Source organism: Rugamonas sp. (genome assembly GCF_025354735.1).
Lineage (GTDB): Bacteria > Pseudomonadota > Gammaproteobacteria > Burkholderiales > Burkholderiaceae_D > Rugamonas.
In genome coordinates this window covers 1-22,246 of the sequence record NZ_JANXMI010000203.1, presented here as the reverse complement: position 1 = coordinate 22,246, position 22,246 = coordinate 1, and the positions used below count along the sequence as shown (strand labels likewise).

Genomic DNA, 22,246 nt, shown 5'->3' with positions numbered 1-22,246 from the left:
CCTTCATTTATATAGTGATCGCTATGGTATACAATGTCCTTATTGAAGACAAGAATTAAATAGCGATGACTACTAAAATAGACGAAGCCCCAGCCCGTCCTCGTGGACGCCCACGCTCTTTCGATAAAGACGTGGCCTTGCGACAAGCACTTGAATTGTTCTGGGAAAGGGGATACGAAGGCACCTCGATCGCCGAATTGGTGAGCGCAATGGGCGTTACGCCGCCGGCGCTGTATGCTGCCTTTGGTTCGAAGGAAAATTTATTTCGCGAAGTGCTGGAACTGTATTTCAGTGGTGTCGGATTTGATCCATCGATTTACTTTGTCTTGCCCACGGCGCGCGAGGTGGTTGAGCGATTCCTGCGCGAGGCGGCTGCGGCTTACTCCTCGCCGGCGCATGCGCGGGGCTGCATGGTGGCCACCGGCATGCTGGGATACGCACCCGAGCATCAGGGCGTTGCCATGCATATTACGGAGCTAAGACGTGTTGCGCGCGAAGCCTTGGAGGCGCGCTTCCGAGCCGCCCGCAAGGCTGGTGATTTGCCAAAAGATGCGGACCCGGCCGCGCTGGCCGGGTTTTACTTCAGCGTGCTGCAGGGAATGTCGGTGCAAGCTCGGGACGGCGCTAGCAAGAATCAACTACTACGGATCGGCGAAGTCGCTTTGCGGGCATTGCCGTAACGGTCCCGTTCGCGTCTTCGATGAATCCGAACCCATGTGATGGAATTCGAAGATAAGTCCGCCGCCTGACGGTCCTTGCGACTCACCCATTCAAGCTTCTATTCTTCTATTCTTCTATTCTTCTATTCAAGGTTCTATCGGACGTAACAACAAGACACCCGGCCTTGACGCTGGCGGCGTGCGCGACTATATTAATGACTTAAAAGTAAGTTATTAGACGAGACGCTGATGTCATCCCCGACCGAGACCAAACCCCGCTGGGAACGCCGCAAGGACGCGCGGCCGCAGGAATTGCTGGCCGCCGCGCTGGAGCAGTTCGTCGAGCGCGGCTACGCGGCCACCCGGCTGGAAGACGTGGCGCGCCGCGCCGGCGTCTCCAAGGGCACGCTGTACCTGTATTTCGAGAACAAGGAAGAACTGTTCAAGGCCGTCGTGCGCGACAGCATCGTGCTGCCGATCGGCGAGGCCGAGCACACCATCTCGGGCTACGACGGCGACAGCGGCGCGCTGCTGCGGGTGATCCTGATGTCGTGGTGGGACCAGATCGGCGCCACCAAGCTGGCCGGCATCTCCAAGCTGATGATGGCCGAATCGGGCAATTTCCCCGACCTGGCCCGCTTTTACAACGAAGAAGTGATCGCGCGCGGCAACGGCCTCATCACGCGCGTGCTCGAACGCGGCATGGACAGCGGCGAATTCCGCCGGCTCGACACGGCCTTGATGACGCCGATTCTGACGGCGCCCGTGCTGATGCTGGAAATGTGGACCCATTCCCAGGTGAGCTGCGCCATGAGCCAGATCGCCCCGGCCGCCTATATGGATGCCTACATCGACTTCGCCGTGCGCGGCCTGGCCGCCGCCGCCGCGTGAGCGCCGGGGCTTCCTGCGCCCCGCGCGCGCTTCAAGTTGCCGTATATGTACTTTCAACCCCTCCAAACTGCAGACTGTCGCAATTTCCCTCAGTCGGCAGGCATTATCGTTAACATGTGCGCTCAGACTCAGTTCAACGATAAAATGGCGGATTATTAGTTAACCACCACCGAGCCCCAACATGAATATCGAACAAGCCCGCTTCAATATGATCGAACAGCAAATCCGCCCGTGGGACGTCCTCGACGCCGACGTGCTCGAACTGCTGCTGGTGGTCAAGCGCGAAAACTACGTGCCGGCCGCGCACAAAAACCTGGCCTTCGTCGACAGCGAAATCCCGCTCGGCGGCGGCGCGGCCATGTTCACGCCGAAGATCGAAGCGCGTCTGTTACAGGACGTGAACCTGAAAAAACATGAAAGCGTGCTCGAAATCGGCACCGGCTCCGGCTACATGGCCGCGCTGCTGGCGCACAAGGGCCGCCACGTGACGACGGTCGAGATCGCGCCGGAACTGAAGCTGCTGGCCGAACGCAACCTGGCCGCCAACGCGGTCGGCAACGTCACGGTCGAGCTGGGCAACGGCGCCCAGGGCTGGGCCAACGGCGCGCCGTTCGACGTCATCGTCATCTCCGGCGCGCTGCCGGTGCTGCCGGATGCCTTTCTGACCCAGCTGAAAGTGGGCGGGCGCCTGGCCGCCATCGTCGGCGCGGCGCCGGCCATGAAGGCCCAGCTGATTACCCGCACCGGCGAGGCCAGCTACGACACCGTCACCCTGTTCGAGACCGACGTGGCCTACCTGCAACACGCGACGACGCCGTCGACGTTCACCTTTTAAGCGGGGCGACTGTGGAGCAGATCACCGCCCTGGAGCTGGCCGGCTGGCTGGCCGATGACGCGCGTCCCCGCCCGGTGCTGCTGGACGTGCGCGAAAACTGGGAATACGAGACCTGCCATATCGATGGCGCGACCCTGATGCCGATGCACACCATACCGGCCCGCATCGACGACCTCGACGAAGACGCCACCATCGTCTGCATCTGCCACCACGGCGCGCGCAGCCTGCAGGTGGCCGCCTTTTTGGAGCGCAACGGCTACGGCAAGATCGTCAACCTGACCGGCGGCATCCACGCCTGGGCCGTGCAGGTCGACCCGGCGATGGCGAAGTACTGAGCGCGGATAGGCCGCTGACTGTCCGCGTTGGCGGCGGCGGGACACGATGGCCGGTGACCAGGCCGGGGACAGCTTTGACTTTTTATTCGTGTAATTTTTTTTGACGACTCCAACGGAGAATGCAATGCAGAGACCCCTTATCGCCGTGCTGATCGCCAGCGCTTTCCTGACGTTGAACGCACCGGCGGCACAGGCGGCCGACCTGATCCAAGTGTATCAGCAGGCGCTGGCCAACGACGCCACCTATGGTAGCGCGCGCGCCGCATTCGCCGCCGGTCAGGAAAAAATCACGCAGGGCCGCGCCGGCCTGCTGCCGGTGTTGCAGGCCAGCGGCTCGAACACCCGCAACACCGGCAACGAGGTGCTCAATCCGGCGCTCACCGGCGGCCAGGTGGCGGGTGGTTCGACCACCCAGCCCATCAGCCAGAGCCTCGATTACCACATCAACAGCTACACCGTGTCGCTGAGCCAGCCGCTCTACAACTGGGCCGCCTGGCAGCAATACCAGCAAAGCAAGCTGGTCCAGGCGACCGCCGAAGCCACCTTCGCCCAGGCCCAGGAAGACTTGATTACCCGCGTCTCGCAAGCGTATTTCGACGTGCTGACGGCCGAGGACAACCTCGGTTCCACGCAAGCCCAGAAGGTGGCGACGACCGAACAGCTGGCCTCGGCCAAGCGCAACTTCGAAGTCGGCACCCAGACCATCACCGACACCCACGAGGCGCAGGCGGCCTACGACCTGGTGGTGGCGCAGGAATTCGCCGCGATCAACGATCTCGACAACAAGCGCGCCGCGTTGCAGGCGATCATCGGCGTCGCGCCGGGCGGCCTGGCCCCGCTGCGCGTGGGCGTGACCATCAACGCGCCGCAGCCGGCCGCCATCGACGCCTGGGTGGCGTCGGCGGAAACGCAGAACTACGCCGTCGTCGGCGCCCAGCTGAACCTGGAAATCGCCGCGCGCCAGATCCAGGTCGACCGCGCCGGCCACATGCCGACCGCCTCCTTCATCGCCAGCAGCTCGCACCAGAACCAGACCGCCAACGCCGTCATCACCAGCAACTCCATCGGCGTGCAGTGGAATATTCCGCTGTTCAGCGGCTTCGCCGTCACCAGCCGCGTGCGCGAAGCGATCTCGCTCGAAGACAAGGCCCGCAACGACCTCGAGGCGACGCGCCGCACCGCCTCGCTCAACGCGCGCCAGGCCTTCCTCGGCATGAACAGCGGCCTTGCCCAGGTCAAGGCGCTGGAAGCGGCCGAAGTGTCGAGCAAATCGTCGCTGGACTCGAACAAGCTCGGTTACCAGGTCGGCGTGCGCATCAACATCGACGTGTTGAACGCGCAAAAGCTGCTGTACTCGACCCAGAAGGATTTGTCGAAGGCGCGCTACGACACCATCATGAACGGCCTGCGCCTGAAGGCGGCCGCCGGCACGCTGAAGGAAGACGACCTCGGTCCGATCAACGCGCTGCTGACGCACTGACGCGCGGTCGCGACGATATGGCAACGCCGGCGCCATGCCGGCGTTTTCTTTTGTGCCCCTGCAGCCTATTATTATAAAAAAACCGCATAGTCATCGCAAATTACCACCATGTATTCATGGACGGCCTTGAGTGATACTGTACCTCACGGATACGGCAAACGCGGTATCGTTAACCACTCACTCAAGGAGCCCGCCATGACCCAGCCCACCGAACAACAAGTCGCCCTCGTCACCGGCGCCTCGCGCGGCATCGGCGCCGCCATCGCCCTGCGCCTGGACGACGATGGCTACGCCGTCGTCGTCAACTACGCCGGCAACGCGGCCGAAGCGGCCAAGGTGGTCGACGCCATCGCCGCCGCCGGCGGCAGCGCGCTGGCCGTGCAGGCCGACGTCGCCGACGCCGCCGCCGTGCGCGAGCTGTTCGACGCCGCCATCGCCCGCTACGGCCGGGTCGACGTGCTGGTCAACAACGCCGGCGTCATGGCGGCCGAGCTGCCGCACCTGGCCGACACCGACGACGCCACCTTCGACCGCCTGTTCGCCGTCAACGTCAAGGGCACCTTCAACACGCTGCGCGAGGCCGCCGGCCGCCTGCGGCACGGCGGCCGCATCGTCAACTTCTCGACCAGCGTGATCGGCCTGGCGCTGCCTGGCTACGCCATCTACGCCGCCACCAAGGCCGCCGTCGAAACGATGACCAATATCCTGGCCAAGGAACTGCGCGGCAAGGGCATCACGGTCAACGCCATCGCGCCGGGGCCGACGGGCACCGAGCTGTTCTTGAACGGCAAGACACCGGAAATGGTCGAGCGCATGGCCAAGATGGCGCCGCTGGAACGCCTCGGCCAGCCGGACGACATCGCCGCCGCCGTGTCCTTCCTGGCCGGCGCCGACGGCGGCTGGATCAACGGCCAGACACTGCGCGCCAACGGCGGCCTCGTCTGAAGACAGGCGCCGCGGAGCACGTCGCCGTATACGGTATAAACTATATAAATAGTATGTGCGCGGCTTATGCGCGGCCTAGTTGGTGCGCACCAGCACCGGGTCGGCGCGGTAGATCGCCGGCATCACGCGCTTGAGGTTTTCCACCTTCGGCAGGTCGTTGATGGCGATGTAGGGATTGCCCGGATTTTGCGTCAGGTAGTTCTGGTGATAACCCTCGGCCTGATAAAAGCCGGTGTAGTTTTCCACCCTGGTCGCCAGCGGCGCCTTGAACGAGTGCGCCGCGTCGAGCTGCGCGATATAGGCCGTCGCCACCTTGCGCTGCGCGGGGTTCAGCGGGAACAGGGCCGAACGGTATTGGGTGCCGCTGTCGGGCCCCTGGCGATTGAACTCGGTCGGATTGTGCGCCACCGAAAAGAACACTTGCAGCAGGCGGCCATAACTGACCTGGGTCGGGTCGAAGGTCACGCGCACCGATTCGGCGTGGCCGGTGTCGCCGCCGCTGACGGTTTCATAGTGCGCCGTGGCGGCGCCGCCGCCGGCGTATCCCGACACCGCCGCCGTCACGCCGCGCACGTGCTGGAACACGCCCTGCACGCCCCAGAAGCAGCCGCCGGCGAAGACCGCCGTTTCGCTGTGGCTGTCGGCGGCCGGCTCGTCGACCAGCGGCGCCGCGATCGGCACCGCCGCCTCGGCCGATGCCGCCGAGCGCTGCCAGGTCAGCATCGCCGCCGCCAGCGCGGCGATGGCCAGCGGCGACGCCAGCCGCCGCGCCAGGTTTTGTTTGTTCGTGTTGTTATTGACATTCATATTGGTGTCCATATCGTACTCCGTCGTGATGATGAGAGGTGGCGGCGCGCGCGGCGATCAGCCGAAGGTGAAGGCGTAGGCTTGCGCGCCGGGGTCCAGGAATTCGATGCTGAAGGTGTGGTCGGCCACGCCGCCGGCCTGGCGCACCAGCTGGTACAGGCGCTGGCCGGTGATGGTGCCGCCGCCGTCGGCGCCGGTGTCGCTGCCGTGGTTCGCACCCGGCGCGGCGCCGTCGAGGGTGACGCGGAAGCGCACCGGCTTGCCGTCCGCGCCCGGTCCCAGCACCAGGTGCAGGTCGCGCGCATGGAAGCGGTAGACGATGCGTCCCGGCGCCTGCGTCAGCACGATCTGCTCGGCGTGGGCGTTCCAGTTGCCGCCCAGCGCCCACTGGTTCAGGGCCAGTTTCGTCGGCGCGCTGTAGTCGTGGGCCTGGTCCGGCGGTTCGCCGCCGGCGCTGGCGAAGTTCTGCGCGCGGCCATAGCCGACATAGGTTTCCGGCGAGGCGACGTCGCCGTCGTCGGCGGCCTGCTGCACGCCCTGCGCCTGCGGTTTGACGACGTCGGTGTCGACGTGGCGGCCCGCTTCGGCCAGCAGCTGCTGGATGATTTTTTCCGACTGCGCGTAGTCGCCTTCGCCGAAGTGGTGGGCGCGCACGCGGCCCTGGGCGTCGATGAAGTAGTGGGCCGGCCAGTACTGGTTGCCCATCGCGCGCCAGATGGCGTAGTCGTTGTCGATGGCGACCGGGTAGGTGATGCCGAGTTTTTTGACGGCCTCGCCGACGTTGCCGATGTCGCGCTCGAAGGCGAATTCCGGCGCGTGGACGCCGATCACCACCAGGCCCTGGTCCTTGTATTTCTGGGCCCACGCTTCGACGTAGGGCAGGCTGCGCAGGCAGTTGATGCAGGAGTAGGTCCAGAAGTCGATCAGCACCACCTTGCCCTTCAGGGCCGCCGGCGTCGGGGCCGGGGAATTGAGCCACTTGACGGCGCCCGACAGCGGCGGCAGCACGCCTTCGACGCCCAGCTGCGGCGCGGCCGGCGCGGCGGCCTGCATCATCATCGCGCCGCCGGCCGCCGCGTTCTGCGCCATCATCGCGCCGCTGTTTTGCGTCATCGCGCCGGCGTTCTGGGCCATCATGGCGTCGCCGTTTTGGGCCGTCATCGCACCGCCGTTCTGCGACATCGCGCCGGCATTCTGCGCCATCATCGCGCCGCCATGGTCCGGCATCGGCGCGAATTTCTTGATGAGTTTTTCTTCCAGACCGCCGGTGGCGACGGTCGACACCTGCGCCAGCACGCCGGTGTCCCAGCCCAGCGCGATGGCGGCCACGCCGAGCAGCATCGCGCCGCCCAGGCCGCGCCGTATCCATTCGCCGGCGCCGAGCGAGCGCTTCATCGCCGTGAACACTTTACCGCCGATCAGCAGCGCCACGGCCAGCGACGTCGCCGCGCCGGCCGCATAGGCCAGCAGCAGCAAGGTGGTGCTGGCGCTGGCGCCATTGAGCGCGGCGCCGGTCAGCACGAGGCCGAGCACGGGGCCGGCGCACGGCGCCCACAGCAGGCCGGTGGCGATCCCCAGCAGGAAGGAGGAGGCGATGCCGCTGCGCTGCGTGCCTTCCTGCGCCGCGCGCGAGAGGCGGTCGCCGACGGCCACCAGCGGCTTGGTCAGGCGGTCGGCCAGGTGCGGCAGCAGCAGCGTCAGGCCGAAGAAGGCCATCAACGCCATCGCGGCCCAGCGGCCGTACTGGTTGGCCTGCACCACCCAGCCGCCGCCGACGGCCGCCAGCGTCGCCACCAGTGCGAAGGTCAGCGCCATCCCGGCCAGCAGCGGCAGGCCGCTGCGGCGGAACGGCTGGCCGGTGCGCGCGAAGACGAAGGGCAGCACCGGTAAAATGCAGGGGCTGACGATGGTGAGGGCGCCGCCCAGATAGGATAGGATAAGCAGTAAAATGGTGCGATCACTTGTAAAAAGAGCGCCGACAGGTGGCGGCGCCGTAACGATGCCGGCCGTTGGAATGGCCGGGTCCTAGGCTCAGGCGGCGCCGGGCGTGAAGGCTAGCGCCGCGCCGTTCATGCAATAACGCAGGCCGGTCGGTTTCGGGCCGTCGTCGAACACGTGGCCGAGGTGGCCGCCGCAGCGTTTGCAGCGCACTTCGGTGCGCATCATGCCGAAGGAGATGTCGGTGCTGCCGATGACGGCGCGGTCGAGCGGCTTCCAGAAACTCGGCCAGCCGGTGCCGCTGTCGAACTTCGTGTTCGACGAGAACAGCGGCAGCGCGCAGCCGGCGCAGCTGAATTTTCCGGCGCGGTGCTCGTTGTTGAGCGGGCTGGAAAACGCGCGCTCGGTGCCGCCGCGGCGCAGCACGTCGTACTGCTCGCCGTTGAGCAGCTTGTGCCACTCGTCGTCGCTGTGCGTCACCTCAAATTTTTCCGACGCCGCCAGCGGCGCCGCACCCAGGGCGCGCCAGCTCATCGCCCCGCCGGCGGCCAGCGTCGCGGCGCCCAGCATAAAACCTCGTCTTGTCAGCATGGTCAGCTCCGTCATATGAAAATATCGATGCAGCCATTGTGGCCCGATAGCCGTCGCCAAATCCTCACGTAAAGTTAAATTAAATGTGATACTTTCCGATGCAGTCTCCCGATTTCCAGCCTAGGCCCCCATGGATCAACCGAAACGCATCCTGATCGTAGAAGACGACATGCCCATCGCCGACCTGCTGCGCCTGCACCTTCAGGACGAGGGCTACCAGGTGACCCACTGCGCCGACGGCAACGAGGGCCTGGCGCAGCTGCGCGCCGGCCGCTGGGATGCGCTGATACTGGACTTGATGCTGCCCGGCGTCGACGGCCTGGAAATCTGCCGCCAGGCGCGCGCCATGCCGACCTACACGCCCATCATCATCACCAGCGCGCGTTCGAGCGAAGTGCACCGCATCCTCGGCCTGGAACTGGGCGCCGACGATTATCTGGTCAAGCCGTTCTCGGTGCTGGAACTGGTGGCGCGCGTCAAGGCGCTGCTGCGGCGCGCGGCGGCGATGGCCAAGCCCGGACGCGGCGACAACGGCGCGCTGGCCCTGAACGGCGTCGCGCTCGACCCCATCACGCGCCAGGCCAGCGCCGACGGCAAGCCGCTGGAATTGACGCCGCGCGAATTCGACCTGCTGTATTTTTTCGTCCACCATCCGGACAAGGTGTTTTCGCGGCTCGAGCTGCTCAATCAGGTGTGGGGCTATCAGCACGACGGCTATGAGCACACGGTCAACACCCACATCAACCGGCTGCGCGCCAAGATCGAAGCCGATCCGGCGCAGCCGGTGCGCATCCTGACCGTGTGGGGCAAGGGCTACCGCTTCGCCGGGACGGCGGCGGAGCCGTCGTGAGATTCGGCGCCGTGAAACCGGCCGGTGTCAGGCTGACGCTGTCGCAGCGGCTGTCGCTGGCGTTTTCGATTTTGCTGCTGGCCTGCTGCGGCATGTCGGCGTGGCTGCAAATCCGCGCCAACACCATGCACGAAATGGAAGTGGTGCAAGGGCTGTCGCGCGGTCTGGCCAAAAGCATCGCGCTCGACACCCAGGTGACCGGCGAAGACGGCTTGCGGCCGGACGCGGTGCGGCGCCTGTTCGACCAGCTGATGATGGTCAATCCCAGCGTCGAAGTCTATCTGCTCGATCCGGCCGGACGTGTGATCGGCCACGCCGCGCCGGCCGGCCATTTGAAACGCGACCGGGTGGGGCTGGCGCCGCTGCTCAATTTCCTCGGCGGCGGCATGCTGCCGATACTCGGCGACGATCCGCGCAGCGCGGGCGGGCGCAAGGTGTTCAGCGCCGCCGCGCTGCACGCGGGCGGGCGCGACGTCGGCTACGTCTACGTCGTGCTGCAAGGCGAGGCGCACGACCAGCTGGCCGCGCGCGGCGCCGTCAGCTCGGTGCTGCGCATCACGCTGTGGTCGATGGCGCTGGTGGCCCTGCTAGGTTTGCTGGCGGGCCTGATCGCGTTCCGCCTCATCACGCGGCCGCTGCGCCGCCTGACCGACACGATGGAGTTGTTCGATGCGCGCGCCGAACCGCTGGTGATGCCGGCGCTGGCGCCGCCCGGCGCCGGCGCGCGCGACGAAATCGCCATCCTGGAAGCGGCCTATCGCCAGATGGCCGGCCGCATCGCCGAACAGTGGCAGGAACTGCGGCAGCTCGACCTGGACCGGCGCGAACTGGTGGCCAATATCTCGCACGACCTGCGCACGCCGCTGACGTCGCTGCACGGTTATCTGGAAACGCTGTCGGCCAGGGACGGCGCGCTGGACGCGGCCGAACGCCAGCGCTACCTCGGCATCGCGCTGGCGCAGAGCCGCAAGGTGGGGCGGCTGGCGCAGACGCTGTTCGAACTGGCGCGGCTGGAGCACGGCTTCGTCGAGCTGGCGCCGGAAGATTTTTTGCTCAGCGATTTGATTCAGGACGTGTTCCAGAAATTCGAATTGCAGGCCGAGACCAAGGGCGTGCGCCTGCTGGCGCAGCTGCCGTCGCCGGCGCCGCTGGTGACGGCGGACCTGGGCATGATAGAGCGCGTGCTGACCAATTTGCTCGACAACGCGATCCGCCACACGCCGGCCGGCGGCAGCGTCGACGTCAGCGTGGCCGCGCGCGGCGAGACGGTGCTGGTGACGGTCAGCGACACCGGGCCGGGCCTGCCGCAGGAGCTGCGCGCCAACCTGTTCCGCCGTCCCTTCGCGCTGACCGGCGAGCGCCGCGACGGCGGTCTGGGACTGCTGATCGTGCACCGCATCCTGCAACTGCATCACAGCCGGATCGAACTGCAAACGGTGGCGGGACGCGGCGCGACGTTCAGCTTCGAGCTGGCCGTCGGTGGCGAGAAATAATATAAACCGTATAAATCGTATAAACGGTATAAATCAGAGTCCGGCGCCGGCGCCGTCGAACTGGCGCTCGATCAATTCGATTTTATAGCCATCGGGGTCGGTGACGAAGGCGATCACCGTCTTGCCGCCCTTGACCGGACCCGGTTCGCGCGTGACGTTGCCGCCGTTGGCGCGCACGGCGGCGCAGGCGCTGTGGATGTCGTCGGCGGAGATGGCGATGTGGCCGTAGGCCGTGCCCATGTCGTAGCTGGTCTGGCCGTAGTTGTAGGTCAGCTCCAGTTCGGCGTGCTCGGGATTGGCGCCGTAGCCGACGAAGGCCAGCGTGTACTGGTATTCGGGATTGTCGCTGGTGCGCAGCAGCGTCATGCCGAGCACTTTGGTGTAGAAGTCGATCGAACGCTGGAGGTCGCCGACCCTCAGCATGGTGTGCAATAGTCGCATCGCTAGCCCTGTCATCTGTGTGGAGAAAACAGGATTTTATGCGCTTTGGCGCGCCGCCGCAAAATAGCGGCGCGGCGGTCGCCGTTTTCAGCCGCGGGATCAGTCCCGTTTGTCGCCCGGTTGCGGCTGGGCGTGCGCCGGCTTGTGCGTGGTGTGCGGCACTTTTTCGACGCCGGGCGTGGCGTAGCGGTCGGTGTCCACCAGGCCGTGCTCGATGTCGCTGGCGGCCTGCTTGCCGACGTTGCGCGGCTTGCCGCCCTGGGCGTCGGGCGACTGGTCGCGGTCGCTCGGCAGGCGCTTGCCGCCGTCGTTTTCCACTTTATTAACGTGGCTCACTTCGCGGTCTTTGCTGTTGCTGGTCATGATGGTTCCTTTTGATGGCGTGTTTGCCTCATGGTAGCGAGTTGCCGCCGGCGCCGTCGCGCAATTGCTTTTAATAAGGGCGAGCATTGTCGAGGTGCATTTTTTGCATGAAGTCGTTTATCATTCAGACATCGTTATCGGCATCGCTTTTATTGAAAGAGTCCCAGTGAATCCAGAACTGCAAGCGGACGATCCGCACCCCGCGCCGGCCCATTGCCTCAATTGCGGCAGCGCCAGCAGCGGCAACTATTGCGCGCACTGCGGCCAGGAGACGGTGTTGCACCGGCCCAGCGCGCTGGAATTCCTGCACGAGTTCGTCGGACATTATGTGGCGCTGGAAGGCAAGCTGACGGGCACGCTGGGCCGTTTGCTGTTCCGTCCCGGCGCGCTGACGGTTGAATATCTGGCGGGACGGCGGGTGCGCTTCGTGCAGCCGCTGCGGCTGTACCTGACCTTGAGCGTTTTGTTTTTCGCGCTGATGAAATTCAGCGGCGCCAGTTTGCAGGACAACGATCTCGATTCGACGCCGGCGCACAAGGCGGCGCCGGAGCTGCATCAACCTGCGGCGGGAGCGCCGCCGGCGCCGATAGCGAAGGCCGCTCCGGCGGCGAGTGGACCGGCGCAGCAAGGTCGCGCGGCGGCCAGCGCTGCGGCGGAGGCGGCCGACGACGACAAGGGCCTCGAAATCGGCGTCGGCAAGATGGCGTGGCTGACGCGGGTCTGGCCGTCCGCCGCCAGCACGCTGGAGCATTTCAACGGCTTGCCGGGCAAGGAGAAAAACCAACTCATCAACGAAGGTTTTTATCACCTGGCGCCGACGGCGATGTTCTGCCTGATGCCGCTGTTCGCGCTGTACCTGAAGCTGCTATACCTGGGCCACGGCCACCGCTACGGCGAACATCTGCTGTTCGCGCTGCACACCAACGCCTTCGCGTTCGCCATCTTCATCTGCATGCGGGTCTGCAATATCGGACTGGTCAGCTTTGTGCTGTGGGTCTGGCTGCTCGGCTATCTGCCGTGGGCCATGCGCCGCGTCTACGGCCTGCGCCGCTTTTCCACGGCCTGGCGCTGGCTGCTGCTGATGTTCGTCTATTCGGTGACGATGGCGCTGGCGCTGGCGCTGATGATGACGGTGACGGCCGGCGTGCTGACGGCCGGCCACTGACCCGTCACGCGGCGGCGGGCAGCTGCCACAGTTCGACCTTGTTGCCGTCCGGGTCGAGGAACCAGCCGAAGCGGCCGTAGTCGTACGATTGCGGCTCGCCGACCAGTTCGGCGCCGGCCGCGCTCACCTGGCGCAGCGCGCCGTCCAGGTCGTCGACCACCAGGTTGAACATATAGTCGCGCTGGGCCGGCGCGAAATAATCGGTGCCGGCGTCGAAGGGCGTGAACACGGTGGCGGCGCCGGCCGGCATCGCGGCCGGCGGCAGCTTGGCGAAGTAGGGCGACTCGGCCGGCAAGCCGAGATGCGTCTGATACCAGGCCAACAGCGCCTTCGGGTCTTTCGATTTGAAAAAGATGCCGCCCACGCCTAATACTTTTGCCATCATCGCCTCCGTTGTCGTTGAAATATCGAGTGTGCCATAGTATCCGCTTGCGGTCCCGCGCAGCGCACACTATACTGTTTGCATATACAGTATATAGTCAGTGCATAGTCAATGCCGCACGTGCATGCCGTCCGACGGTGGGCGCGTAGCGACGCCATATAGCGGTAGGCCTTATTATCGGTTACCCTGCTGCGTGTTGCTACCTGTTGCTACCCCCTATACGACCGAGATTTTTATGCCCGCCACGCATGCCTTGTACCAAACCATCGCGCTAGTGATACGCCAGAATACGGATGGCATAGAACAGCCGGTGCGCAGCGTCGTCGACTTCCTGCAGGGGGCCGGTTATGACGTGGTGTTCGAGGAGCGGACGGCCGCGCACCTGGGCCTGCCCGGCATCCGCGCCATGAGCGCGACCGAAATCGGCGCCCACGCCGACGCGGCCATCGTCATGGGCGGCGACGGCACCATGCTCGGCATCGCGCGCCAGCTGGCGCCCTATGACGTGCCACTGATCGGCATCAACCAGGGCCGGCTCGGCTTCATGACCGACATTTCCATCGACGGCATGTTGCCGGTGCTGGCCAAGATACTGAGCGGCCGCTACAAGGCCGAACGCCGCACCCTGCTCGAAGGCCAGGTGCTGCGCGACGGCGCCGTGATCCACGTCGGCCTGGCCGTCAACGATGTCGTCGTCGCGCGCGGCGCCGGCGCCGGCATGGCCGAGCTGCGGGTCGACGTCGACGGCCACTTCATGTACAACCAGCGCTCGGACGGGCTGATCATCTCGACCCCGACCGGCTCGACCGCCTACGCGCTGTCGGCCGGCGGACCGCTGCTGCACCCCAGCCTGGGCGGCGTGGTGCTGGTGCCGATCGCGCCGCACGCGCTGTCGAACCGGCCCATCGTGCTGCCGGAGTCGAGCGTCATCGAAATCGAAATCGTGCGCGGGCGCGACATCAGCGTCAACTTCGACATGCAAACCTTCGCCAGCCTCAGCTCGCAGGACCGCATCGTCATCCGCCGCTCACCCCACAGCATCACCTTTTTGCATCCCGAAGGCTGGAGTTACTACAACACGCTGCGCGAAAAGCTGCACTGGAACGAGTACCCGTCGGGCGAGGGCAAGCTGGCCTAGTTCCTGTTCTTTCACACCACCATCCACCACCATCCCATGCTGCGTACCCTGTCCATCCGTGATTTTGTTATTGTCGATACGATAGAACTGGAATTTTCCGCCGGCTTCAGCGTGTTCACCGGCGAGACTGGCGCCGGCAAGTCCATCCTGATCGATGCGCTGACGCTGGCGCTGGGTGGGCGCGGCGACGCCAGCGTCGTGCGCGAGGGCGCGGCCAAGGCCGACATCACGGCCGATTTCGCCGTCACCGAGCCGGCCCGCGCCTGGCTGGCCGCCAACGAATTCGCCGCCGACGAGGGCGGCGCGCTGCTGCGGCGCGTGATCGACAACGCCGGCCGCTCCAAGGCCTATATCAATGGCATCGCGGCCACGGCGGCGCAGTTGCGCGAACTGGGCGACATGCTGGTCGACATCCACGGCCAGCACGCCCACCAGTCGCTGCTCAAGACCGAGGCCCAGCGCGCGCTGCTCGACAACCAGGCCGCCAGCAAGGATGCCGGCGCGGCCGGCGACGCCAAGGCGGTCGCCGCCGCTTACAAGGCCTGGCGCGCGCTGGCCAGGCAGCGCGAGCAATTCGAGACCAACGCCGCCAACGTGCTGTACGAGCGCGAACGGCTGGAGTGGCAAGTCAACGAGCTGGAAAAGCTGGGCGTCAAGCCGGGCGAGTGGAGCGAGATCACCAACGAGCACAGCCGCCTGTCGCACGCGGCCAGCCTGCTCGAAGGCGCGCAGGAAGCGCTGTCGGTGATTTCGGAGGCCGACGAGCATCCGATACTGTCGCAGCTGACGGCGCTGAACCTGAAGCTGGGCAAGCTGGCGTCCATCGACACCGAATTGCAGGCCATCGTCGACCTGATCGAGCCGGCCCGCATCCAGTTGCAGGAAGCGGTGTATGGGCTGAACACTTATCTGGACCGGGTCGAGCTCGATCCCGAGCGGCTGCGCCAGCTCGACATGCGCATGGAAGTGATCCACTCGACGGCGCGCAAATTCCGCGTCACGCCGGACGAGTTGCCGGACGAGTGCGCCAAGCTGTCGGCCAAGTTGCAGCAACTGGCCGACGCCAGCGACCTCGACGGTCTGCGCCAGCAAGAGGACAAGCTCAAGGCCGCCTACCTGGTCGTGGCGCAGCGGCTGTCGCAGACGCGCGCCGTGGCCGGCCGCCAGCTCGGCGACGCCGTCACGCGGGCGATGCAGGAATTGAATATGACGGGCGGCAGCTTCGAGGTCGCGCTGAACCCGTCCGAGCCGGGCGCCAGCGGCCTGGAGCAGGTCGAGTTCCTGGTGGCCGGCCACGCCGGCGTGGCGCCGCGGCCGCTGGCCAAGGTGGCGTCGGGCGGCGAGCTGGCGCGCATCGCGCTGGCCATTTCCGTCATCACGTCGAACGCGACGACGACGCCGACCCTGATTTTCGACGAGGTCGACAGCGGCATCGGCGGCGGCGTGGCCGAGGTGGTCGGACGGCTGCTCAAGCGGCTGGGCCAGCAGCGCCAGGTCTTGTGCGTGACGCATTTGCCGCAGGTGGCGAGCCAGGCCGCGCAGCATTTCCAGGTCGCCAAGAGCACGCTGGCCAGCGGCAAGACGGCCTCGCGCATCGACGTGCTCGACGCCAAGGCGCGCGTGGAAGAAGTGGCGCGCATGCTGGGCGGGCTGGAAATCACGGCGACCACGCGCAAGCACGCGCGGGAGCTGCTGGCGTCGTGACGGCGGCGGCGGCAAGGAAGCGGGGGCGGACCGCGTCGTGGCGTCGCCTGCTTCGGCCACTGAACTCGAGCGGAGTCTGACCCCGATTCAGGCGCCGCGGTGCTTGCGCCGCCGGAAAAGCCACAGCTTGCTGCTCGGTCGCAAACGCGCCCTTGCGCGCCTGCTATTTCACTATAATGGCAGGCTGTCTCCTCCTCGCTCGCATCGGCCCCCATGTCCTTCTTAAAAGAACCGCCCCACACCCACGGCAACGTCGGCCGCAGCGCCGTCGTGCTGGTCAACCTCGGCACGCCCGATGCGCCGACCCGCTCCGCCGTGCGCCGCTATCTGAAGCAATTCCTGTCCGATCCGCGCGTGGTCGAGATTCCGCGCGTCGTCTGGTGGTTCATCCTCAACCTGATTATCCTGCCCTTCCGTTCCGGCCAGTCGGCCAAAAAGTACGCGTCCATCTGGACCCGCGACGGTTCGCCGCTGAAAGTCCACACCCAGCAGCAAGCCCACGCGCTGTTCGACGCGCTCGGCGCGCGCGGCCACGACGACGTCACGGTGGCGATGGCGATGCGCTACGGCTCGCCGTCGCTGCCCGATGTGCTGGCCAAGCTGAAGGCCGACGGCGTCGAGCGCATCGCCGTGCTGCCCGCCTATCCGCAATATTCCGGCACCACCACCGGCTCGATCTACGACGCCGTGTTCGACCACTACGGCTCGGTGCGCAATGTGCCGGAGCTGCGCTTCGTGCGCAACTATCACGACCATGACGCCTACATCCACGCCTTGCAGCAGTCGGTGCTGGCGCACTGGGAGGCGCACGGCCGGCCGGAAAAGCTGGTGCTGAGTTTCCACGGCGTGCCCAAGCGCACGCTGATGCTGGGCGATCCCTACCACTGCGAATGCCTGAAGACGGCGCGCCTGCTGGCGGCCAAGCTGAAGCTGACGCCGGAACAATATGTCGTCACCTTCCAGTCGCGCTTCGGCAAGGCCGAATGGCTGCAACCGTACACGGCGCCCACGCTGACACAGCTGGCGCGCGACGGCGTCAAGCGGGTCGACGTGATGTGCCCCGGCTTCACCAGCGACTGCCTGGAAACGCTGGAGGAAATCGCGATGGAGGCGCGCCACGATTTCGAGGCCGCCGGCGGCCGCGAGTTCCACTACATCCCTTGCCTGAACGACAGCCCGCGCTGGATCGCCGGCCTGGCCGAAATCGCCGAACAGCACATGATAGGCTGGCCGACGATGATGACGCCGGCCCAGCGCGACGCGCTCAAGAAAGACGCGGAGCTCGGCCGCGGCGCCGCGCTGAAGCTGGGCGCGACGCAGTAGCCGGCGGCGGCGGCAAGATTGCCTGTAAAGAGGCAAATCGACGGGAATCTATCGATACGCCAGCAATCAGCACTTGGCGACGATGAGTGCCAGCCTGTTAAAATAGCCGGCTGGGGAGTGAGCGGGGTCAAGACGGTGCAAGCCGGTGCAACCCGGTTCAGTCCGACATCAATTCCGAATAGCAGATCCAGATGGTCGCCAGCACCAGGTAGGCAACGACGGAGGCGGTGATGAGTGGCAACTTCATTGGCAACTTCATGATGACGCTCCCCGAACAACGGCCGGTCCGGCCGCTTCTGTTACATAGTAGACCGTCCGATGTTAAAAATGAACGTTTCTGTTGTGGTGGGCACGCGATAGTTTTGTAAATTTTGTTACACGCGGTGGCGCAACAGGGCGGCTGACGCTGGCTGTTCAAATGACAAGTGCAATACCCCTTGAAATGGTAGGGGATCGCCCCATTTGTGGCCAGTGCAGTCGATTAGTCTAGTCTAACAACACGATAGTAGGAGTCTTTCAGATGCAAGATCAGGAAAATCCAGCGGTACCTCATCCAGAGTCCGACCCCTTGTCGGGCGCGTCGTCGACCGCCGAGCAGGCCAGCCTGGAACAGCAGCTGGCCGACACCGAAGCGCGTCTGGCCGAGATGCACGACGCCTTCATGCGCGCCAAGGCCGACGGTGAAAACATCCGCCGCCGGGCTCAGGAAGATGTGGCCAAGGCCCATAAATTCGCCGTAGAAAGCTTCGCCGAAGCGATGGTGCCGGTCAAGGACAGCCTGGAAATGGCGCTGAAGGTCGAGACGCCGTCGCTCGAATCGCTCAAAGAGGGCGTCGAAATGACGCTCAAGCAGTTGTCCTCGGCCTTCGAGAAAAATCGTTTGATGGAAATCCTGCCGGCCCAGGGCGACAAGCTCGACCCGAACAAGCACCAGGCCGTGGCCGTGGTGCCGGCCGAGCAGGAAGCCAATACGGTTGTTTCCGTGCTGCAAAAAGGTTATATGATCGCGGACCGCTTGCTGCGGCCGGCGATCGTGACGGCGGCGCAGGCAAAATAATTGTTCGCTTGTTCACTATAAGCACTTGAAAACATACAGTTTTTCCACATATTAGTACCATCTGAACTTAAGCAAAAAGGAAGAAATATCATGGGTAGAATTATCGGTATCGATCTGGGAACGACAAATTCCTGCGTTTCCATCATGGAAAATGGTCAGCCAAAGGTAATCGAAAACGCCGAAGGCGCGCGCACGACGCCCTCGATCATTGCTTACCAAGAAGATGGCGAAATCCTCGTCGGCGCGCCGGCGAAACGCCAGGCCGTCACCAATCCCAAGAACACGCTGTTCGCCGTCAAACGCCTGATCGGCCGCAAGTTCGACGAAAAAGAAGTGCAGAAGGACATCGGCCTGATGCCTTACTCGATCATGAAAGCCGACAACGGCGACGCATGGATCGGCGTGCGCGACAAGAAACTGGCGCCGCCGCAAATTTCGGCCGAAGTGCTGCGCAAGATGAAAAAGACGGCGGAAGACTACCTCGGTGAAGAAGTCACCGAAGCCGTCATCACCGTGCCGGCCTACTTCAACGATTCGCAGCGTCAAGCGACCAAGGATGCCGGCCGTATCGCCGGTCTGGACGTCAAGCGCATCATCAACGAGCCGACCGCGGCCGCGCTCGCTTTCGGCCTGGACAAGACCGAAAAGGGCGACCGCAAGATCGCCGTGTATGACCTGGGCGGCGGTACGTTCGACGTGTCCATCATCGAAATCGCCGACGTTGATGGCGAAAAACAATTCGAAGTGCTGTCGACCAACGGCGACACCTTCCTCGGCGGCGAAGACTTCGACCAGCGCATCATCGATTACATCATCGAAGAGTTCAAGAAGATCAACGGCCTGGACCTGAAGAAGGATCCGATCGCCCTGCAGCGCATCAAGGCTTCGGCCGAGCGCGCCAAGATCGAACTGTCGTCGTCGCAGCAGACCGAGATCAACGAGCCCTACATCGCCATGGCCAACGGCGCGCCGGTCCACCTGACGCTGAAGATGACCCGCGCCAAACTGGAATCGCTGGTCGAGGAACTGATCAACGCCACCATGGAACCTTGCCGCATCGCGATCAAGGATGCCGGCGTTAAAGTGTCCGACATCGACGACATCATCCTGGTCGGCGGCATGACCCGTATGCCCAAGGTGCAGGAAAAGGTCAAGGAGTTCTTCGGCAAGGATCCGCGCAAGGACGTCAACCCGGATGAAGCCGTCGCCGTCGGCGCCGCGATCCAGGGTTCCGTGCTGTCGGGCGAGCGCAAGGATTTGCTGTTGCTGGACGTGACGCCGCTGTCGCTGGGTATCGAAACCCTGGGCGGCGTGATGACCAAGATGATCCACAAGAACACGACCATCCCGACCAAGTTCTCGCAAGTGTTCTCGACCGCCGATGACAATCAGCCGGCCGTGACCATCAAGGTGTTCCAGGGCGAGCGCGAAATCGCGGCCGGCAACAAGGGCCTGGGCGAATTCAATCTGGAAGGCATTCCGCCGGCATCGCGCGGCACGCCGCAGATCGAAGTGACCTTCGACATCGACGCCAACGGCATCCTGCACGTGGGCGCCAAGGACAAGGCCACCGGCAAGGAAAACAAGATCACGATCAAGGCCAACTCCGGCCTGACCGAAGCGGAAATCCAGAAGATGGTGAAGGACGCCGAAGTCAACGCCGAAGAAGACAAGAAGGTCAAGGAGCTGGCCGAATCGCGCAACCAGGCCGACTCGCTGGTGCACTCGACCCGCAAGTCGCTGACCGAATACGGCGACAAGCTCGAAGCGGGCGAGAAGGAAAAGATCGAAGCGGCCATCACCGACCTCGAAGGTTCGATCAAGGCCGGCGACAAGGCGGAAATCGACGCCAAGGTCGCTTCGCTGTCGAGCGCGTCGCAAAAGCTGGGCGAGAAGATGTACGCCGACGCGCAAGCGCAGCAGGCCGCGGCCGGCGGTGGCGCCGATGCGGGCCAGCACGCCGGCGCGCAGGAAGCGCCCAAGCCGCAGGATGACGTCGTCGACGCCGACTTCAAGGAAGTCAAAGACAGCAAGTAAGACCGCTGTCCTTCAGTAAGCAAGCAGTCTGCGGCCGCGCGTTTGTCCAAGCGCGCGGCCGCTGCGGCCAGACCGCGCAGACTCCGCCGAGCCGAGCCGCCGACCAACGGCGCCGGCTCGGCTTTTTCGTATAATCAGTACATCAGTATCAATACAGCAAGGTGCCGACAACATGGCAAAGCGAGATTTCTACGAGACACTTGGTGTCGCAAAAAACGCGTCGGAAGACGAGATCAAGAAGTCGTATCGCAAACTGGCGATGAAATACCATCCGGACCGCAATCCGGACAATAAAGAGTCGGAAGAAAAGTTCAAGGAAGTCAAAGAAGCCTACGAAATGCTGACCAATCCGGAAAAGCGCGAAGCGTATGACCGCTACGGTCACGCCGGCGTCGATCCGAACATGGGCGGCGGTGGCGGCTTCGGCGGCGGTGCCGGCGGCTTCGGCGATGCCTTCGGCGACATCTTCGGCGACATCTTCGGCGGTGGCGGCCGCGGCCGCAGCGCCGGTCCGCAAGTCTATCGCGGCGCCGATCTGCGCTACAACCTGGAAATCACGCTGGAGCAGGCCGCCCACGGCTTCGACACGACGATACGCGTGCCGTCCTGGGACAAGTGCGACACCTGCCACGGTTCCGGCGCCAAGCCGGGCACCGCGCCGACGACGTGCTCGACCTGCGGCGGCCACGGCCAGGTGCGCATGCAGCAAGGCTTCTTCAGCATCCAGCAGACTTGCCCTAAATGCCACGGCTCCGGCAAGATCATCACCGACCCCTGCGCTCCATGCGGCGGCGCCGGACGCATCAAGCGCAACAAGACGCTGGAAGTGAAGATTCCGGTCGGCATCGACAACGGCATGCGCATCCGTTCGTCCGGCAACGGCGAACCGGGCACCAATGGCGGCCCGTCGGGCGATTTGTATGTGGAAATCCACATCAAGCCGCACGCCGTGTTCCAGCGCGAGGGCGACGACCTGCATTGCGAAATGCCGATCTCGTTCAGCAAGGCGGCCCTGGGCGGCGAAATCGAAGTGCCCACGCTGTCGGGCAAGGTCTCGTTCACGATACCCGAGGGTACGCAGTCGGGCAAAACCTTCCGCCTCAAGAGCAAGGGCATCAAGGGCGTGCGCTCGGGCTTCGCGGGCGACCTGTTCTGCCACGTCGCCGTGGAAACGCCGGTCAAGCTGACGGAAAAGCAAAAAGACATGTTGCGCGATTTCGAGCGTCTGACCACCGAAGGCGGGGCCAAGCACAGCCCGCAGAGCAAGACCTGGAAAGACAAGGTCAAGGACTTCTTCGAGTAAGATAGGGGTTATCTTCGGCGTGTAATATCGCCGATGCATACCCGGGACGCGCCCGCGTTCGCGCACGCGTCCAGCCGGACACCAGACCGCTGCTCCGCCGATATCCGGCGGGCCGGCGGTCTTCTCATGTACGAGGGGAACAAGATGAGCGAACAAAAAAATCCTGAGGCATCCAGTAACGGGCAAGCCAGCGCGCCCTTGCAGGAACTGCTGAACAACAACCGCGTCTGGGCCAGCTCGCAGGTCGAGCGCGACCCGGACTTCTTCAACCGGCTGGCGCAGCAGGCGTCGCCGGAATATTTGTGGATAGGCTGCTCCGACAGCCGGGTGCCGGCCAATGAGCTGCTGGGCCTGGCGCCGGGCGATGTCTTCGTCCACCGCAACATCGCCAACGTGGTGGTGCACTCGGACTTGAATTGCCTGTCGGTGCTGCAATTCGCCGTCGACGTGCTCAAGGTCAAGCACGTCATCATCGTCGGCCACTACGGCTGCAAGGGCGTGCACGCGGC

General features: G+C 64.6%; 22 protein-coding genes. 16 read left to right on the top strand and 6 right to left on the bottom strand.

The window, feature by feature from the left end; genetic code table 11:
* The first annotated feature begins 137 nt into the window (after positions 1–137).
* The 6 genes from Q0S71_RS16340 to Q0S71_RS16315 all read left to right on the top strand — a co-directional run bounded on the left by Q0S71_RS16340 (position 138) and on the right by Q0S71_RS16315 (position 5,145).
* The gene (locus tag Q0S71_RS16340) at positions 138–680 is read left to right on the top strand and encodes a TetR/AcrR family transcriptional regulator (protein WP_295997929.1); all 543 of its coding nucleotides are present in this window, start codon (positions 138–140) and stop codon (positions 678–680) included.
* Between the two features lie 228 nt (positions 681–908).
* Complete coding sequence (locus Q0S71_RS16335; protein WP_295997926.1) at positions 909–1,550, top strand: TetR/AcrR family transcriptional regulator; 642 nt, start codon at positions 909–911, stop codon at positions 1,548–1,550.
* 181 nt (positions 1,551–1,731) lie between these two features.
* Positions 1,732–2,385: a protein-L-isoaspartate O-methyltransferase gene (locus Q0S71_RS16330; protein ID WP_295997922.1), complete on the top strand. Its 654-nt coding sequence runs from the start codon at positions 1,732–1,734 to the stop codon at positions 2,383–2,385.
* A gap of 11 nt (positions 2,386–2,396) precedes the next feature.
* Positions 2,397–2,720: a rhodanese-like domain-containing protein gene (locus tag Q0S71_RS16325; RefSeq protein WP_295997919.1), complete on the top strand. Its 324-nt coding sequence runs from the start codon at positions 2,397–2,399 to the stop codon at positions 2,718–2,720.
* A 124-nt stretch (positions 2,721–2,844) separates the two neighbouring features.
* Complete coding sequence (locus Q0S71_RS16320; protein WP_295997917.1) at positions 2,845–4,200, top strand: TolC family outer membrane protein; 1,356 nt, start codon at positions 2,845–2,847, stop codon at positions 4,198–4,200.
* Positions 4,201–4,395: 195 nt separating this feature from the next.
* Positions 4,396–5,145, top strand: a complete 750-nt coding sequence (locus tag Q0S71_RS16315) for an SDR family oxidoreductase (protein ID WP_295997915.1) — start codon at positions 4,396–4,398, stop codon at positions 5,143–5,145.
* A gap of 75 nt (positions 5,146–5,220) precedes the next feature.
* Here the strand turns inward: Q0S71_RS16315 and msrA are convergent, their stop codons facing one another.
* The 3 genes from msrA to msrB form a co-directional block, all read right to left on the bottom strand.
* Positions 5,221–5,868 (bottom strand): peptide-methionine (S)-S-oxide reductase MsrA, encoded by a 648-nt coding sequence (gene msrA, locus Q0S71_RS16310; protein WP_295997950.1) that lies wholly within the window; start codon positions 5,866–5,868, stop codon positions 5,221–5,223.
* Between the two features lie 141 nt (positions 5,869–6,009).
* Entirely contained in the window at positions 6,010–7,902 is a 1,893-nt protein-coding gene (locus Q0S71_RS16305; protein WP_295997948.1) for a cytochrome c biogenesis protein DipZ, read from the bottom strand.
* 81 nt (positions 7,903–7,983) lie between these two features.
* Positions 7,984–8,424 (bottom strand): peptide-methionine (R)-S-oxide reductase MsrB, encoded by a 441-nt coding sequence (gene msrB / locus Q0S71_RS16300; RefSeq protein ID WP_295997947.1) that lies wholly within the window; start codon positions 8,422–8,424, stop codon positions 7,984–7,986.
* Positions 8,425–8,611: 187 nt separating this feature from the next.
* Between msrB and Q0S71_RS16295 the strand changes: the two genes are divergently transcribed.
* Positions 8,612–9,331 carry a response regulator transcription factor gene (locus Q0S71_RS16295; protein ID WP_295997912.1) on the top strand — a complete coding sequence of 240 codons (720 nt, stop codon included), beginning with the start codon at positions 8,612–8,614 and terminating at the stop codon, positions 9,329–9,331.
* Between the two features lie 92 nt (positions 9,332–9,423).
* Positions 9,424–10,824 (top strand): sensor histidine kinase, encoded by a 1,401-nt coding sequence (locus Q0S71_RS16290; protein ID WP_367185312.1) that lies wholly within the window; start codon positions 9,424–9,426, stop codon positions 10,822–10,824.
* Positions 10,825–10,857: 33 nt separating this feature from the next.
* Here the strand turns inward: Q0S71_RS16290 and gloA are convergent, their stop codons facing one another.
* Both gloA and Q0S71_RS16280 read right to left on the bottom strand, forming a co-directional pair.
* Entirely contained in the window at positions 10,858–11,265 is a 408-nt protein-coding gene (gloA, locus tag Q0S71_RS16285) for a lactoylglutathione lyase (RefSeq protein ID WP_295997905.1), read from the bottom strand.
* A gap of 99 nt (positions 11,266–11,364) precedes the next feature.
* The gene (locus Q0S71_RS16280) at positions 11,365–11,628 is read right to left on the bottom strand and encodes a hypothetical protein (RefSeq protein ID WP_295997903.1); all 264 of its coding nucleotides are present in this window, start codon (positions 11,626–11,628) and stop codon (positions 11,365–11,367) included.
* 166 nt (positions 11,629–11,794) lie between these two features.
* Between Q0S71_RS16280 and Q0S71_RS16275 the strand changes: the two genes are divergently transcribed.
* Positions 11,795–12,793 (top strand): DUF3667 domain-containing protein, encoded by a 999-nt coding sequence (locus tag Q0S71_RS16275; protein ID WP_295997901.1) that lies wholly within the window; start codon positions 11,795–11,797, stop codon positions 12,791–12,793.
* A gap of 4 nt (positions 12,794–12,797) precedes the next feature.
* Here Q0S71_RS16275 and Q0S71_RS16270 read toward each other — a convergent pair whose 3' ends face one another.
* Positions 12,798–13,175, bottom strand: a complete 378-nt coding sequence (locus tag Q0S71_RS16270) for a VOC family protein (protein ID WP_295997899.1) — start codon at positions 13,173–13,175, stop codon at positions 12,798–12,800.
* Positions 13,176–13,410: 235 nt separating this feature from the next.
* On the opposite strand from Q0S71_RS16270, the gene Q0S71_RS16265 reads away from it, so the two are divergent.
* From Q0S71_RS16265 to Q0S71_RS16235, 7 genes are all read left to right on the top strand, one after another.
* On the top strand, positions 13,411–14,313 hold the full coding sequence (locus tag Q0S71_RS16265; RefSeq protein ID WP_295997897.1) for an NAD kinase: 903 nt from the start codon (positions 13,411–13,413) through the stop codon (positions 14,311–14,313).
* A 36-nt stretch (positions 14,314–14,349) separates the two neighbouring features.
* A complete protein-coding gene (gene recN / locus Q0S71_RS16260; RefSeq protein ID WP_295997893.1) occupies positions 14,350–16,017 on the top strand; it encodes a DNA repair protein RecN in 1,668 nt (555 codons plus the stop codon).
* 213 nt (positions 16,018–16,230) lie between these two features.
* The gene (gene hemH, locus Q0S71_RS16255; RefSeq protein ID WP_295997890.1) at positions 16,231–17,340 is read left to right on the top strand and encodes a ferrochelatase; all 1,110 of its coding nucleotides are present in this window, start codon (positions 16,231–16,233) and stop codon (positions 17,338–17,340) included.
* Between the two features lie 520 nt (positions 17,341–17,860).
* Entirely contained in the window at positions 17,861–18,397 is a 537-nt protein-coding gene (gene grpE / locus Q0S71_RS16250; protein WP_295997888.1) for a nucleotide exchange factor GrpE, read from the top strand.
* A gap of 90 nt (positions 18,398–18,487) precedes the next feature.
* Positions 18,488–20,434 carry a molecular chaperone DnaK gene (gene dnaK / locus Q0S71_RS16245; RefSeq protein ID WP_295997886.1) on the top strand — a complete coding sequence of 649 codons (1,947 nt, stop codon included), beginning with the start codon at positions 18,488–18,490 and terminating at the stop codon, positions 20,432–20,434.
* A 172-nt stretch (positions 20,435–20,606) separates the two neighbouring features.
* Complete coding sequence (dnaJ, locus tag Q0S71_RS16240) at positions 20,607–21,737, top strand: molecular chaperone DnaJ (protein ID WP_295997883.1); 1,131 nt, start codon at positions 20,607–20,609, stop codon at positions 21,735–21,737.
* Positions 21,738–21,881: 144 nt separating this feature from the next.
* Positions 21,882–22,246: carbonic anhydrase (locus Q0S71_RS16235; protein WP_295997879.1), on the top strand; the 365-nt coding region annotated here is incomplete at its 3' end.

What these genes read in the sequence shown, in the direction of transcription:
- Q0S71_RS16335 (WP_295997926.1), top strand. Translation starts at nt 909, where the DNA reads ATGTCATCCCCGACCGAGACCAAACCCCGCTGGGAACGCCGCAAGGAC.
- Q0S71_RS16330 (WP_295997922.1), top strand. Translation starts at nt 1,732, where the DNA reads ATGAATATCGAACAAGCCCGCTTCAATATGATCGAACAGCAAATCCGC.
- Q0S71_RS16320 (WP_295997917.1), top strand. Translation starts at nt 2,845, where the DNA reads ATGCAGAGACCCCTTATCGCCGTGCTGATCGCCAGCGCTTTCCTGACG.
- Q0S71_RS16315 (WP_295997915.1), top strand. Translation starts at nt 4,396, where the DNA reads ATGACCCAGCCCACCGAACAACAAGTCGCCCTCGTCACCGGCGCCTCG.
- msrA (WP_295997950.1), bottom strand. Translation starts at nt 5,868, where the DNA reads ATGCTGACCTGGCAGCGCTCGGCGGCATCGGCCGAGGCGGCGGTGCCG.
- msrB (WP_295997947.1), bottom strand. Translation starts at nt 8,424, where the DNA reads ATGAGCTGGCGCGCCCTGGGTGCGGCGCCGCTGGCGGCGTCGGAAAAA.
- Q0S71_RS16295 (WP_295997912.1), top strand. Translation starts at nt 8,612, where the DNA reads ATGGATCAACCGAAACGCATCCTGATCGTAGAAGACGACATGCCCATC.
- Q0S71_RS16290 (WP_367185312.1), top strand. Translation starts at nt 9,424, where the DNA reads ATGTCGGCGTGGCTGCAAATCCGCGCCAACACCATGCACGAAATGGAA.
- gloA (WP_295997905.1), bottom strand. Translation starts at nt 11,265, where the DNA reads ATGCGACTATTGCACACCATGCTGAGGGTCGGCGACCTCCAGCGTTCG.
- Q0S71_RS16280 (WP_295997903.1), bottom strand. Translation starts at nt 11,628, where the DNA reads ATGACCAGCAACAGCAAAGACCGCGAAGTGAGCCACGTTAATAAAGTG.
- Q0S71_RS16270 (WP_295997899.1), bottom strand. Translation starts at nt 13,175, where the DNA reads ATGGCAAAAGTATTAGGCGTGGGCGGCATCTTTTTCAAATCGAAAGAC.
- Q0S71_RS16265 (WP_295997897.1), top strand. Translation starts at nt 13,411, where the DNA reads ATGCCCGCCACGCATGCCTTGTACCAAACCATCGCGCTAGTGATACGC.
- recN (WP_295997893.1), top strand. Translation starts at nt 14,350, where the DNA reads ATGCTGCGTACCCTGTCCATCCGTGATTTTGTTATTGTCGATACGATA.
- hemH (WP_295997890.1), top strand. Translation starts at nt 16,231, where the DNA reads ATGTCCTTCTTAAAAGAACCGCCCCACACCCACGGCAACGTCGGCCGC.
- grpE (WP_295997888.1), top strand. Translation starts at nt 17,861, where the DNA reads ATGCAAGATCAGGAAAATCCAGCGGTACCTCATCCAGAGTCCGACCCC.
- dnaK (WP_295997886.1), top strand. Translation starts at nt 18,488, where the DNA reads ATGGGTAGAATTATCGGTATCGATCTGGGAACGACAAATTCCTGCGTT.
- dnaJ (WP_295997883.1), top strand. Translation starts at nt 20,607, where the DNA reads ATGGCAAAGCGAGATTTCTACGAGACACTTGGTGTCGCAAAAAACGCG.